At 61.1% G+C, this 14,394-nt stretch carries 12 protein-coding genes; 5 read left to right on the forward strand and 7 right to left on the reverse strand.

The window, feature by feature from the left end:
- Nucleotides 1-82: 82 nt before the first annotated feature.
- The 5 genes from AMK00_RS25180 to AMK00_RS25200 all read left to right on the forward strand — a co-directional run bounded on the left by AMK00_RS25180 (nt 83) and on the right by AMK00_RS25200 (nt 7,572).
- On the forward strand, nt 83-2,170 hold the full coding sequence (locus tag AMK00_RS25180; protein WP_064812088.1) for an ABC transporter substrate-binding protein: 2,088 nt from the start codon (nt 83-85) through the stop codon (nt 2,168-2,170).
- A gap of 206 nt (nt 2,171-2,376) precedes the next feature.
- A complete protein-coding gene (locus AMK00_RS25185) occupies nt 2,377-3,384 on the forward strand; it encodes an ABC transporter permease (protein ID WP_064812089.1) in 1,008 nt (335 codons plus the stop codon).
- Between the two features lies 1 nt (nt 3,385).
- Nucleotides 3,386-4,522 (forward strand): ABC transporter permease, encoded by a 1,137-nt coding sequence (locus AMK00_RS25190; RefSeq protein ID WP_064808189.1) that lies wholly within the window; start codon nt 3,386-3,388, stop codon nt 4,520-4,522.
- A gap of 10 nt (nt 4,523-4,532) precedes the next feature.
- Entirely contained in the window at nt 4,533-6,200 is a 1,668-nt protein-coding gene (locus AMK00_RS25195) for an ABC transporter ATP-binding protein (protein ID WP_064812090.1), read from the forward strand.
- A gap of 22 nt (nt 6,201-6,222) precedes the next feature.
- Complete coding sequence (locus tag AMK00_RS25200; protein WP_123876251.1) at nt 6,223-7,572, forward strand: alpha-glucosidase/alpha-galactosidase; 1,350 nt, start codon at nt 6,223-6,225, stop codon at nt 7,570-7,572.
- Between the two features lie 134 nt (nt 7,573-7,706).
- Here the strand turns inward: AMK00_RS25200 and AMK00_RS31560 are convergent, their stop codons facing one another.
- From AMK00_RS31560 to AMK00_RS25230, 7 genes are all read right to left on the reverse strand, one after another.
- Nucleotides 7,707-8,150 (reverse strand): RT0821/Lpp0805 family surface protein, encoded by a 444-nt coding sequence (locus tag AMK00_RS31560; RefSeq protein WP_335720578.1) that lies wholly within the window; start codon nt 8,148-8,150, stop codon nt 7,707-7,709.
- The gene (locus AMK00_RS25205; RefSeq protein WP_064812091.1) at nt 8,147-9,160 is read right to left on the reverse strand and encodes a methyltransferase; all 1,014 of its coding nucleotides are present in this window, start codon (nt 9,158-9,160) and stop codon (nt 8,147-8,149) included. The genes AMK00_RS31560 and AMK00_RS25205 overlap by 4 nt, the downstream gene beginning before the upstream one ends.
- A gap of 275 nt (nt 9,161-9,435) precedes the next feature.
- On the reverse strand, nt 9,436-10,182 hold the full coding sequence (locus AMK00_RS25210; protein WP_064808197.1) for a ribonuclease activity regulator RraA: 747 nt from the start codon (nt 10,180-10,182) through the stop codon (nt 9,436-9,438).
- Between the two features lie 21 nt (nt 10,183-10,203).
- The gene (locus AMK00_RS25215; protein ID WP_064812092.1) at nt 10,204-11,364 is read right to left on the reverse strand and encodes a mandelate racemase/muconate lactonizing enzyme family protein; all 1,161 of its coding nucleotides are present in this window, start codon (nt 11,362-11,364) and stop codon (nt 10,204-10,206) included.
- 33 nt (nt 11,365-11,397) lie between these two features.
- Nucleotides 11,398-12,495 (reverse strand): ABC transporter ATP-binding protein, encoded by a 1,098-nt coding sequence (locus tag AMK00_RS25220; RefSeq protein ID WP_064812314.1) that lies wholly within the window; start codon nt 12,493-12,495, stop codon nt 11,398-11,400.
- Nucleotides 12,496-12,506: 11 nt separating this feature from the next.
- Nucleotides 12,507-13,397 carry a carbohydrate ABC transporter permease gene (locus tag AMK00_RS25225; protein ID WP_064812093.1) on the reverse strand — a complete coding sequence of 297 codons (891 nt, stop codon included), beginning with the start codon at nt 13,395-13,397 and terminating at the stop codon, nt 12,507-12,509.
- Entirely contained in the window at nt 13,394-14,353 is a 960-nt protein-coding gene (locus tag AMK00_RS25230) for a carbohydrate ABC transporter permease (RefSeq protein ID WP_064808202.1), read from the reverse strand. The genes AMK00_RS25225 and AMK00_RS25230 overlap by 4 nt, the downstream gene beginning before the upstream one ends.
- Nucleotides 14,354-14,394 lie beyond the last annotated feature (41 nt).

Raw genomic sequence — 14,394 nt, forward strand, 5'->3', positions numbered from 1 at the left:
AATCCATGACATCAAACCCGCTTTCACATCGTGCGAGGAACAGGAGCCCGCGTGACCGCGCTCCGAAACAGAGGGAGAAACGATGATGAATTTCCGCAAAACAAGCATTCTGGCCGGACTGGCGCTCGGCGTCTCAGTCATGGCGTTGAATGCCTACGCCTCCGAGGCGACCGTTCCGCCGGTGCCGCCGGAATTCCCTGCCGAAGGCAAGATCAACTATGTCGCGCGCGACTCCATCCTGGAGTTCAAGGCGCTGCCCGAATATCACGAGCCCGACTGGGTCACCAAGAATTTCGTCTCCAGCGGCAAGCTGCCGGCGGTCAAAGACCGGCTGCCGAAGGAGCCGCTGGTCTTCAAGACGGGCAATATGCCCGACGGCATCGGCGTTTACGGCGATACGATGCGCCATGTCATCGGCGGCCGGCCGGAAGGCTGGAATTACGGCGCCGGCCAGACGCAGGGCTGGGGCGGCATCGACATCGGCCTGTCCGAATGCCTGACGCGCACCGCGCCGCTCTTCCAGGTGAAGGCCCAGGATACCGAGCCGCTGCCGAACCTTGCCAAGAGCTGGGACTGGTCGGAGGACGGCCATAAGCTGACCATGCACCTGATCGAAGGTGCCAAGTGGTCCGACGGTGCGCCGTTCAACGCCGACGACATCATGTTCTACTGGGAAGACGAGGTCATCGATCCCAACGTCTCGCCGCTTGGCGGCGGCGCTTCGCCCGAGGCCTTCGGTGTCGGCACCACGCTGAAGAAGATCGACGATTACACCGTCGAGTGGACCTTCAAGGAAGCCTTCCCGAAGCAATATCTCTACACGATGGCCTACCCGAACTTCTGCCCGGGTCCGTCGCATATCCTGAAACCCCAGCATCCGAAATATTCGAAGAACACCTACGACCAGTTCAAGAACGCCTTCCCGCCGGAGTTCATGAACATGCCTGTGATGGGCGCCTGGGTGCCGGTGGAATATCGCCCTGACGACATCATCGTCCTGCGCCGCAATCCCTATTACTGGAAGGTCGACGAAAAGGGCAATCAGCTGCCTTATCTCAATGAGCTGCACTACAAGCTCTCGACCTGGGCCGACCGCGACGTTCAGGCCGTGGCCGGATCCGCCGATTTCTCCAATCTCGAGCAGCCGGAAAACTTCGTCGCATCGCTGAAGCGCGCTGCGGAAAAGACCGCGCCCGCCCGCCTTGCCTTCGGCCCGCGCCTGATTGGTTATAACCTGCGCATGAACTTCTCCGCCAACGGCTGGGGCAACCCGGACGAGCGCGGTCAGGCAATCCGAGAGCTCAACCGCAACGAGGACTTCCGCAAGGCCGTCAGCATGGCGCTGGATCGCAAGGCGATCGGCGACTCGCTGGTCAAGGGGCCGTTTACGGCGATCTATCCGGGCGGACTTTCCTCCGGCACCAGCTTCTACGACCGCAACTCCACCGTCTACTATCCCTTCGATCTCAAGGGCGCCAAGGCGGAACTCGCCAAAGCCGGCCTCAAGGATACCGATGGCAACGGCATCGTGAACTTCCCGGCCGGCACGGCGGGCGGCAAGGATGTCGAAATCGTCATGCTGATCAACAATCAGTACACGACCGACAAGAGCCTTGCTGAAGGTGTCGTCGGCCAGATGGAAAAGCTCGGCCTGAAGATCGTCATCAATGCGCTCGACGGCGCCAAGCGTGACGATGCCCATTATGCCGGCCGCTTCGACTGGCTGATCCAGCGCAACACGACGGAGCTGTCGTCGGTGGTACAGAATACCGAGCAGCTTGCCCCCGTCGGTCCGCGCACCAGCTGGCATCATCGCGCCGGCAAGGACGACAAGCTCGATCTGATGCCGTTCGAACAGGAGCTTGTCAACGTCGTCAACAAGTTCACCACCAGCCAGAACAATGACGAGCGCGTCGATCTGATGAAGCAGTATCAGAAGATCTCGACCGAACACGTCAACACGGTGGGACTGACGGAATATCCCGGCGCCCTGATCATCAACAAGCGCTTCTCCAATGTGCCCCAGGGAACGCCGATCTTCATGTTCAACTGGGCTGAAGATTCGGTGATCCGCGAACGCCTGTGGGTGGCTGCCGACAAGCAGGGAAAATACGAGCTGTTCCCCGAGCAGCTGCCCGGCAAGCCTGGCGACAAGGGCCCGACCAACTGAGGTCCGATCAACTGAGGCCCGATCAACTGAGGCTTGTCGCCTGAAACCAAGAGCTGATGCGCGTCGCATCCGATGCGACGCGCGGGAAAAGTTCCCTCCCAGCTGAAGTGAGTTCCGGGCCGCGCGTGCCGCGCGCGGCCTGATATGACCAACGAGCCGGCCGCGCCGACAGGAGCGACTGGCGGCCAAGCGAAGCGAACCGTCCGATGTTACGATTCCTGCTCGTGCGCATAGCCTCCGCGATCCCCGTTCTGTTGATCCTGAGCGTGGTGACTTTCGCGATCATCCAGGCTCCGCCCGGCGACTATGCCGATTACATAAGATCCCAGCTGATCAACCAGGGTGGCGCATCCTATGCCCAGGCCGACGCGCAGGCGCAGGCCTACCGGGTCGAGCACGGCCTCGACAAGCCGCTGGTCGTCCAATACGTCAACTGGATCGGCGGCATTCTCACCCGCGGCGATTTCGGCTACAGCATGTTCTACAACAAGCCGGTTGCCGACGTCGTCGGCGAACGCCTGCCGCGCACCCTGCTTCTGGCGCTCGTCTGCCACATCTTCGCTTCGGTGCTCGGTATCGGCTTCGGCGTCTGGGCAGCAACGCGGCAATATAGCTGGATCGACAGCACGCTTTCGGCAGTTTCCTTCCTCGGCATGACGGTGCCGCGCTTCCTCATGGCGTTGATCATCGTCTATCTCCTGGTCTTCCAGTTCAACGTGACGGAGATCGGCAGCTTCTTCTCGCCGCAATATGGCGGCGCACCCTGGTCCTGGGCGAAGTTCGTCGATCTCATCCACCATGTCTGGCCGGTTGTGGCGATCGCCACCTTCGGCGGGCTCGCCTACAATATGCGCGTTATGCGCGGCAATCTGCTCGATACGCTGAATGCCCAATATGTCGAAACCGCAAAGGCCAAGGGCCTGTCCGGCAGCGCGGTGGTGATGCGCCATGCGGTGCCGAACGCGCTGCATCCGCTGGTCATGTATCAGGGCGTCGTGTTGCCCTACATGCTGACCGGCGAGATCGAAACCGCGATCATTTTCGCACTGCCGACCGTCGGCCCGGCAATCGTCGGCTCGATGGCGATCGGCGACGTCTATGTCACCGCCACCTTCATGATGGTGCTGTCGGCAACGCTGATCGTCGGCAATATCGTCGCCGACATGCTGCTCGCCCTGCTCGATCCGCGCGTGCGCCAGTTCGGAGGAGCCTGAGATGCTTGCTTTCGATTCGTCCGACACACCACCGACAACCGAACCGGCGATCAAGAAGCCTTCGCATGGCAGCGAAAGTTATCTGGCGCTCGTCTGGCGCCGGCTGCGGCGCTCCTGGACCGGCATGATCGGCCTCGTGCTCGTCGGGCTCTTGATCCTGATGGCGGTCTTTGCCGATTTCTTCGCGCCGATGGATCCGAAGGCGACCGATGTCGGCTTCGCGCCGCCCCAGGTGATGAGCTTCCACGACAAGGACGGCAATTTCGTCTTCCAGCCGCGCGTCTATGCGCTGTCGGATAGCGAGGAGCTCGATCCGGTCACCTTCCAGCCGATCGTCGGCATGGATTACGACAATCCCAGGCTGCTCGGCTTCTTCGTCGAGGGCGCCGAATACAAGCTGTTCGGCCTGATCCCGGCCGACCGGCACTTCTTCGGCTCGACCGACGGCCAGCCGGTGCATTTCCTCGGCACCGACAAGTTCGGCCGCGACGTGCTGTCGCGCGCCATCATCGGCTCGCGCATCTCGCTGATGATTGCGCTGACCGTCGTCTTCATCGTCACCCTGATCGGCACGACAGTCGGCATGGTCTCAGGCTATTTCGGCGGCACCTTCGATATCTGGCTGCAGCGCTTCGTCGAGCTGGTGCTCGCCTTCCCGCAGCTGCCGCTCTATCTCGCCTTGACCTCGCTGATCCCGGTGACGGCGCCGACCAATGTCTTCCTCGCCTTCGTCATCGTCGTGATGTCGGCGCTCGGCTGGGCGCAGATGTCGCGCGAGGTGCGCGGCAAGACCCTGGCGCTTGCCCGCATCGATTATGTCCGGGCGGCGATGGCGGTCGGCGCCACCGATCGGCGCATCATCATCCAGCATATCTTCCCGAACGTGATGAGCCACGTCATCGTCGCCGTGACGCTCGCCATACCGAGCGTCGTGCTGCTGGAATCCTTCCTTGGTTTCCTCGGTTTCGCCGTCAAGCCGCCGCTGATCTCCTGGGGGCTGATGCTGCAGGATACGGCGACCTATTCGGTCATCGGCTCCTATCCCTGGATTCTTTCCCCGGTCGGCTTCGTGCTCGTCACCGTCTTCGCCTTCAATGCGCTCGGCGACGGACTGCGCGACGCGGTCGACCCCTATTGAGGTGATTGATATGGCTCTTGCACTGGTCAATTCCTTCGCCCCGCCCGTCCGTCACGATCATGACGGCCGCTCGGACACGCCGATCATCGATGCCCGCAACGTCGCGGTAAATTTCAAGGTCGAGGACGGCATGGTCGAAGCCGTCAAGGACGTCTCCTTCCAGCTCTATCGCGGCGAGACCATCGCGATCGTCGGCGAATCCGGCTCCGGCAAATCGGTGACCGCAAGGACGGTGATGGGGCTGCTGTCGAAACGCGCCGTCGTCTCCGGCAATTCGACCGTCTCCTACGACGGCAGCAACATCCTGAAATTCTCCGAGCGGGCGCGCCGCAAGCTGCGCGGCGACCGCATTTCGATGATCTTCCAGGAGCCGATGAGCTCGCTGAACCCGATCTATACGATCGGCAGCCAAATCGTCGAGGCGATCCGCGTGCATCGCCGGATCAGCAAGCGGGATGCGGAAAAGCGGGCGCTCGAACTGCTCGAACATGTGCAGATCCCCGATCCCGCCGCGCGCCTCAAGCAATATCCGCATCAGCTTTCCGGCGGCCAGCGCCAGCGCGTGATGATCGCCATGGCGCTCGCCAACGATCCCGACGTACTGATCGCCGACGAGCCGACGACGGCCCTCGACGTCACCGTGCAGGCGCAGATCCTCAATCTGATCCGCAACCTGCAGAAGGAACTGGGGATGGCGGTCATCCTCATCACTCACGACCTGACGGTCGTGCGCCAGTTTTCCGACTATGTCTATGTGATGCAGCATGGCGAGGTGCGCGAGCACAACGTCACCGAAGCGCTGTTTGCCAATCCGCAGCACGCCTATACCAAACACCTGCTCGCCTCCGAGCCGCGCGGCCAGGCCAATCCGCTGCCGGAAGGATCGGATATCATCCTCGACGCGAGGGGTGTGCGCGTCGGCTTCATGATGCGCCATGGCACCATTCTCAAACCTCAGATGCGCGAGCTCGTCGCCGTCGACAGCCTGAGCCTGACGCTGCGCCGCCACGAGACGCTCGGGCTGGTCGGTGAGTCCGGCTCCGGCAAGACCACCTTCGGCCAGGCGATCCTGCGGCTGAACACGCCCCAGGCCGGCGAGATCTATTTCGACCGCCAGCCGATCCACGGCCTTTCCCGGGCAGAGATGCGGCCGCTGCGAGCCCGCATGCAGATCGTCTTCCAGGATCCGTTCTCATCGCTCAACCCGCGCATGACAATCGGCCAGATCATCGACGAGGGCCTCGTCGTCAACAAGCTCGGCGCCACGAGGGCCGAGCGGCAGGACCGGGTGCGTGAGGCGCTTGTTGCCGCCGGCATGCCCGGCAATATCCTGTCGCGTTTCCCGCATGAATTTTCCGGCGGCCAGCGCCAGCGCATCGCCATTGCCCGCGCCATCGCGCTGGAGCCGGAATTCATCCTGCTCGACGAGCCGACATCTGCACTCGACCTCTCCGTCCAGGCGCAGATCATCGAACTGTTACGCAAGCTGCAAGACGAGCGGGGCCTGAGCTACCTCTTCATCTCCCACGATCTGAAGGTCGTCCGGGCGCTGTGCCACCGCGTCATCGTCATGCAGCATGGCAAGATCATGGAAGAGGGGCCCGTCGACGAAGTTCTCACCCATCCCAAGACCGCCTACACGGAACGGCTCGTCAAGGCCGCTTTCGAGGTAGCATGATTATCGAATGCCGGAGGCTATAATGGCAGGAAATCCCAAAATCACCTTCATCGGAGCTGGCTCCACCGTCTTCATGAAGAACATCATCGGCGACGTGTTGCAGCGTCCGGCGCTCTCGGGCGCAACAATCGCCCTGATGGACCTCAACCCGCAGCGGTTGGAAGAAAGCGCCATCGTCGTCAACAAGCTGATCTCGACGCTCGGCGTCAAAGCCAAGGCCGAGACCTATTCCGACCAGCGCAAGGCGCTGGCCGGCGCCGATTTCGTCGTCGTCGCCTTCCAGATCGGCGGCTATGAGCCCTGCACCGTCACCGACTTCGAAGTGCCGAAGAAATACGGCCTGCGCCAGACGATCGCCGATACGCTCGGCGTCGGCGGCATCATGCGCGGGCTGCGCACCGTGCCGCATCTGTGGAAGGTCTGCGAGGACATGCTCGCCGTCTGCCCCGAGGCGATCATGCTGCAATATGTCAACCCGATGGCGATCAACACCTGGGCGATCGCGGAGAAATATCCGACCATTCGCCAGGTCGGCCTCTGCCACTCGGTGCAGGGCACGGCGATGGAACTGGCCCACGATCTCGACATTCCCTACGAGGAAATCCGCTACCGCGCCGCCGGCATCAACCACATGGCCTTCTATCTCAAATTCGAGCATCGCCAGGCCGACGGCTCCTACCGCAACCTCTATCCCGATCTGCTGCGCGCCTATCGCGAGGGCAGGGCGCCGAAGCCCGGCTGGAACCCGCGCTGCCCGAACAAGGTGCGCTACGAGATGCTGACCAGGCTCGGCTATTTCGTCACCGAAAGCTCGGAGCATTTCGCTGAATACACGCCCTATTTCATCAAGGAGGGCCGCGACGACCTGATCGAGAAATTCGGCATTCCGCTCGATGAATATCCGAAGCGCTGCATCGAGCAGATCGAGCGCTGGAAGGGCCAGGCGGAAGCCTACCGCAGCGCCGACAAGATCGAGGTGACGCCATCGAAGGAATATGCCTCCTCGATCATCAACTCGGTCTGGACCGGCGAACCCTCGGTCATTTACGGCAACGTCCGCAACAATGGCTGCATCACCTCGCTGCCGGAAAATTGCGCCGCCGAAGTGCCCTGCCTGGTCGACGCCTCCGGCATCCAGCCGACGTTCATCGGCGACCTGCCGCCGCAGCTGACCGCGCTGATGCGCACCAATATCAACGTGCAGGAACTGACGGTGCAGGCGCTGATGACGGAAAATCGCGAGCACATCTACCACGCCGCGATGATGGACCCGCATACGGCGGCCGAGCTCGACCTCGACCAGATCTGGTCGCTGGTCGACGACCTGCTCGCCGCCCACGGCGACTGGCTGCCCGAATGGGCCCGCACGTAAAGTCCAGGCCGCCTGATCCCCTCTCCCGGGTGAGGCGTCGAGAAGCCCCGCGGTGTGGCAACGACCGCGGGGCTTTGCGTAAAAATCTTGTAATGGATACGAGGGGCCTCGTCGAATAAGTTAATCGGCTTAGACTAGTGGGTCGTTGCTCCTAATTTCCAAGAATTCCCAGAGGGACAAACTACGCCACCAAAGCGCGTAGTACCCTCAAGTGACTGGCGACTTGTTACGAAACCACGGCATCCATCAAGCCTATCGTGGGTGTCAATCTGTTCGATAACTCCGGCGCTCCCAGTCGACGGATTTGCCCAGGCGAGAGCTTTCGTTCCGACAGCTCCGCGGCCAACCACATCTGCAATTACAGCTTGATCGCTGACTGGGGCGGCGCCTGGTGAAACGGAAGGCGCGGCAGACACTTCGAGAGGTTCGGTGCGTGAGCAGGCGGCGAGAAACGCCACGCACGCACACGCAATGATGACTATTCGTTTCATGCAGAAAATGATGGATCTGAAGACGACTATTTCAACCCCACGGCGCATCAACTTTGGGGGAGGGCCGAGCTCGCCGTTTCCGCTCATTCGGGCTTGAATCCGATCACCATTGAGTCCGGTCCCAGCAACGGCTCGACGCGTGTGGACACGAAACCGGCGTCGCGCATCCAGGCTTGGCAGTCGGCACCGGTGTAGTCGAACCCTCCGCGGGTCTCGATCAGCATGTTCAAGCTCATCAGCAAGCCGAAGGCGTTGCTGCGGCGCTCATCGTCGATGACGGCGTCGTAGACGATCAGGGCCCCGCCGTTCGGCAGCGCGGCGAAGGCTTTTTCCAGCAGCATCCTCTTCTCGGCAAGATCCCAGTCGTGGAGGATATGCCCCATCACGATCACATCCGCTTTCGGCATCGGGCTGTCGAAGAAGTTGCCGCTGTGGAAGCGGATGCGGTCGGCAAGGCCGTGACGGGCGACGAACTCGTCAAATATCGGCTGCACGGCAGGCAGGTCGAAGCCGAGGGCCTGGAGATGCGGATGGGCCCGGGCGATCACCACCGGTACCATGCCTTGCGCCGCGCCCACATCGGCAAAGGTCGTGTATTTCGACCAGTCGAACTTCGCGGCGATCGCCTGCGCCGCACCGGCGCTGATCCCGCTCATCGCCGCGAGGAATCCGCGCAGCCGTGCCGGCTCCGCATATAGCGCAGCAAAGAAGTCCTCGCTGTGCTTGGCTTCGTTCTGCGGCTCTCCCGTGTGCAGGGCTTCGGTAAGCGAGCCCCAGAAACCGTAGAGCCGGGCATTGGCCATTTCGAGGATGCCGCCGATATAGGATGGCTTCGCCTTGTCGAGGAAGAGGTCCGTATCAGTGGCATTGCGATAGCGGCCATCCTCGCGTTCGAGCAGCTTCAGGGCCACCAGGGTGTCGAGGAAGTCGCGGGCCGAGCGGGGATGCAGTTTCAGCCTGGCCTGCAGCTCGGGCAGGTCGGCCGGGCCGGCTGCAAGCTCGGTGAAGACACCGAGCTCGACTGCGCTTAGCATGGCTTTGGAGGCCCAGAACCCCATGCCAAGCTGCATGATGTTGTCCGGCGTCGTTGCGCCCATCGCTCGTCTCCTCGTAGATTGTGTCGTCGAACGGCACCTGGGATTGGTGCGAAACCGAAGTGGTCCGACGGCGCTGCGAAGCAGAACGTCTCGTCTCGTCGCGGCACCCCGCAAGAAAAATAGAGCGTTTTACGGTGGGGTACAATTAATCAAGAATCACTAGCCAAGAGCTCGGCTGAGCGGTGATTCCGACACCTGACTTTCACTGCGAAGTTGAGTCGCGGATCACCGGCAACGCCTCACAAATTTCGTCGCCCTTTGAAGCAATCCATTGTCTAGATTGTTCCCAGACGGTGCATTTTGCGCCACTCTTCGTACTCTGTTCGGGCATCATCATGCAGCGGATAGTAGCGCTGCAACGACCCGCCCTCCATAAGCTTCGCTCGCGAGAACTCCTCCCAATCGTGATGCTTTTGCGATTCTTCGATTACCTTCGGGGCCATTGCGACTGGAAGCACCACCACCCCGTCATCGTCGGCGACGATGATGTCTCCAGGGATCACGGTGACGCCGCCGCAGGCAATCGGGACGTTGACGGCGTTGGGATAAATGCCGGTCTGCACATGGTAGTTGGGCGTCCAGCCGCGCAGCCACAAAGGGAGATCGAGCTTCTCGACATTGGGCCGATCGCGCATGCACCCATCGATCACGATGCCGGCGCCGCCCCTGCCTTTGAAATAAGTCGACATCATATCGCCAAAGACGCCTGAGCTCATGTCACTGCGCGCGTCGACCACGACCACATCGCCCTCCTGCACGTGATAAAGCACATGGCGGTGCAACTGCGTCTCCGGGTCCGCATATTCTCCCTCGGTGAAGAGGTCCGGCCGCTGCGGCAGGAATTGAAGCGTCAGCGCCGGTCCAACGATCGACTTCCCGCGGGTCTGCGGCACGGGACCGACCATGTGCGGATTGCGGAAGCCCATGTGGCCAAGCGTGCCGGAAACCGTCGCGGCGCCGATCTCCTTCAGTGCGTCGATCATGTCTCTGGGCGGTCGCGTAATATCGGGCGTATGCGTCATTTTAGGCTCCGGTGAATGAAGCTACCAGTTTGTGACAGAACCGTCGCGGCGCTTCAGGTGCGGCGCTTCCCAGAAACGAAAGCTCTCCGCCTTGATCGCCTCTTCGTTGACCTCGACGCCGAGGCCCGGCAGATCGCTGACCGGATAATCGGGGCCGTCGAGCCGCGGTTGCACGGGGAAGAAGTCGGAATTGTCGAAGCCGAGCTTCGCTTCGGGCGCCCTGGTCTCGAGCCAGGCGAAATTCGGCACCGCGGCGGCGAGATGGATGGTCGCGGCCGTGCAGACTGGGCCGAGGGGATTGTGCGGCATCAGATCCACATAGTGCGCCTCGCTCCAGCCCGCGACCTTCATCGCTTCGGTGAGCCCGCCCACATTGCACACATCGAGCCGGTTGAACTGATGGATGCCGCGCTCGATGTAGGGCAGGAATTGCCACTTGCTGGCAAATTCCTCGCCGATTGCGAACGGGATGTCGGTCATGGTGCGCAGGGATTCGTAGGCCTCGGGTGTCTCGTCTCGTATTGGCTCCTCGAGGAAATCAAGCACGCCACGGTCGAGCTTGTTACAGAAGCTCGCAGCCTCTGCCACCGACAGCCGATGATGATAATCGATGCCGAGGACGACGTCGTCGCCCAGCGCCTGGCGCGCCTTGTTCAGCATTGCCGCGCTAGGGCCGATCGACTCCCGCGGCTCAAAGATGTCCTTGCTGTTTTGGCCGATCGGGAAGAAGCGGATCGCCTGCCACCCTTGTGCGCGCAGTTCGCGGGCTCGTTCGATGGCAACCTCGCCTTCGGCCTCGTCCCCGGTCGAGGCGAAGGTCGGAATGCGGTCGCGCTGCTTCCCGCCCAGCAGTTCGTAGGCTGGAACCCCCAGCGCCTTGCCCTTGATGTCGTGAAGGGCGATGTCGATTGCGGAAATCGCCGCCTGCAGAACGCGCCCGCCTTCGAAGTATTGGCTGCGATAAATTTCCTGCCAGATCCGACCCGTCTGCATCGCGTCACGGCCGATGAGAAATTCGCGATAGTGTTCGATCGCACCGGCAACGGCCTTTTCGCGACCGCTCAAGCCGCTCTCGCCCCAGCCGAAGATGCCGCTGTCGGTCTCGATCTTGACCAGCATCTGGTTGCGCGTTCCTACCCATACTGGGTAGGGCTTGATCGCCGTGATGTAAAGCTTCGTCATCCACGCCCTCGTCCCACACGCATCCCCTTGGTCTCAGTTGACCTTCAGCGCCATTTCTGTTTCGCCGTCGAACAGATGCATCCGCTCCTGATCGAACTCGAGCCAAATCTGTTCGTCAGGCGTGACGGCAATGGTCGGCGGCACGCTGACATTGACGATGGCGCCTGATAGGAACACCTGGACGAAGGTGACATCACCGGTCGGCTCCACTGTGTAGGCTTTGGCAGGGATGCTCCCAGGCGTCGCACTCTTATGCAACTTGATCGTCGAGTGGCGCGCGCCGAGCACGACTTTCTTGGTGGATGACCTTGCAACTTTATGGGCATTTTCTGGCGAAAGCTCGAGGCGCCATCCCTCCGCGCTGATCAACACATTGTCACCGTTTGCCGTTGATGCCTCCAACGGGATTAGGCTCATCGCCGGGCTGCCGACGAAGCTGGCGACGAACATGTTCACCGGATTGGCAAAGACCTGCGCTGGAGTATCGTATTGCTGCAGATAGCCGCCGTTCATCACCGCCATCCTGTCGGCCATGGTGACCGCTTCGAGCTGGTCGTGCGTCACATAGATGATCGTCGCCTTGAGATCCTGGTGAAAACGTTTGATCTCCGACCGCATCTGTACGCGCAGTTTTGCGTCGAGGTTGGAAAGCGGTTCATCCATCAGGAATACCGCCGGATCGCGAACGAGCGCACGGCCGAGCGCCACGCGCTGCTGTTGGCCGCCCGAAAGTTCGCGTGGCTTGCGCTCGAGGAGCTGCGTCATGTCGAGCACCCGCGCTGCTTCCCTGACCTTCTTGTCGATCTCGTCCCGTGGCAGTTTGCGCATCTGCAGCGGAAACGCCAGATTTTTGTATACGGATTTCTGCGGGTAGAGCGCGTAGTTCTGGAACACCATTGCGATGTCCCGGTCCTTGGGGTCGAGGTCGTTGACAACCCGCTCGCCGATGACGATGTCGCCGGATGTGATTGGGATGAGCCCCGCCACAAGATTGAGCGTGGTTGTCTTGCCGCAGCCTGAAGGGCCGACGAGCGCAACGAATTCGCCGTCGTTGACCGTCAGAGAAACTTTGTTGACAGCTTTGAAGCCGCCATAGGTCTTGACCAGATCTTTGAGGACCACGTGGGCCACCGGCAACTCCCCTAATGCTTGACTGCGCCTTCCGTGAGGGCGCGTACGAAGTATCGCTGCAGAACGAGAAACAGAACCACGACGGGTACGCTCATCATGAAGCTGGCCGCCATAAGGCCCGGGAAGTCCGTCGTGTTTTCCGAGAAAAAGCGCTGGATGCCGACCGGCAGAGTCAGCTGCTCGTTCTTCGAGAGAAAGGTGTAGGCGTAGATGTACTCGTTCCAGGCGCCGATGAACGAATAGATCGCGGTGGCGATGATTCCTGGTGCCGAGAGCGGCATGACGATCAGGAGAAAGGCCTGAAACCGCGTTGCCCCGTCGATGCGCGCAGCCTGCTCGAGTTGCACCGGGATGTTGTCGTAAAAGCCCTTGAGGAGCCAGATTGCCAGCGGCAGGCCGAATGTAAGGTAAGTCAGAACAAGCGACCCGTGCGTGTTCACCAGCCCGATCGCGCGCATCAGGATGAAGAGCGGCACGAGAAAGATCACTGCCGGGAACATGTTGCGAAGCAAAACGGCGAAGAACAGAAAGTTGCGGCCAGGAAAGGTGAAACGCGAAAACGCGTAGGCCGCAGGAACGGCCACGATCACCGAAAGGATGGTCGTAGCGGTGGAGACGAAAAGGCTGTTCCAGAAGAAGCGCAGGAAGTCCTGGCCGACGCTATTTTGCGGATCGAGCAATTTCTGGTAGCTGGCGAGGGTTGGTTGGTCCGGCCACCATTGCGGCGGGAATTGCATGGCAGCGAAACCGGACTTGATCGAGGTGATCAGCATCCAGACCATCGGTAATGCGGTGTAAAGCAACATGAACACAAGGAAGATGCGTCCGCCCCACCGCCACCCGTCGATGCGCACGCGGCGATGGATCCGGCCTCTATGAGTGGCCTCGGCAATTGTGCTCATGCGCTCCCATCCTTCTGCTCATTCCCGCTCAGCGCGCGGACGTAGAAGTAGCCGAGCGACATCAGGATCAGGAACAGCAGCACCGAATAGGCCGATGCCACTCCCCAGCGCTGGCGGCCGAAGGCGAGTTCATAAATGTGGGTGATCCAGATATGCGACGCGTTCGAGGGCCCGCCGCCGGTCATGATCCAGGGAATGATGAACGAATTGAAGTTGGCCACTGCCAGCAGAAGGATTGTGACCGTCGAGACGTTTCTCAAATGCGGAAAGGTGACGTGCCAGAACCGCTGCCATGCGTTGGCTCCGTCGACCTTTGCGGCGCGCAGCAACTGGTCGGGAACCGTCTGCAGGCCAGCCATCATCATGATCATGGCAAACGGAAACTCGCGCCAGATATTGACGACGATCAACGAGGGCAGCACCGTGCTGACGCTGTCGATGAAATTCGGCGGCCGATCGGCCCATCCAAGGCCGACGAGCACCGCGCCGATTATCCCAAAGTCTGAATGGTAGATCCACTTCCAGATGTAGGAGGCGGCGACCGCGCTGATGACCCAGGGAATGATCAGGATGGCCCGCAGAATTCCGCGGCCGACAAAGTCGCGATGGAGCGCCAGAGCGCAGGCAAATCCCAGGACAAATGAGATGAGAGTGGATCCCAGTGTCCAGATAAGAGTGTTCGAGGTGACTTTCCAGAACACCGGACTTGTGAGGATGGCGGTGTAGTTGTCGAGGCCGACGAAGATCTTGTCCCGGAGCTGCAGGCCAGGCGGTGTATTGAAGAACGACAGTTCGATCGTGTAGTAGATCGGGTAGGCGATGACGATAAGCATGACGGCGATCGCGGGAAGCACGTACGCATAGTCAGCGCGATGCTCCAAGATGTTTCGCAGCACGCCGAACCGATCGGATTGCAGTCTTCGGTGAGGCTCGGCCTTGCCAGTCAAGATCGTCACTGTGCGGTGCCCTTATTCTTCGGAACAAACCGGCTGCAATC

Origin of the sequence: Rhizobium sp. N621 (assembly GCF_001664325.1) — a bacterium.
GTDB classification, from domain to species: domain Bacteria; phylum Pseudomonadota; class Alphaproteobacteria; order Rhizobiales; family Rhizobiaceae; genus Rhizobium; species Rhizobium esperanzae.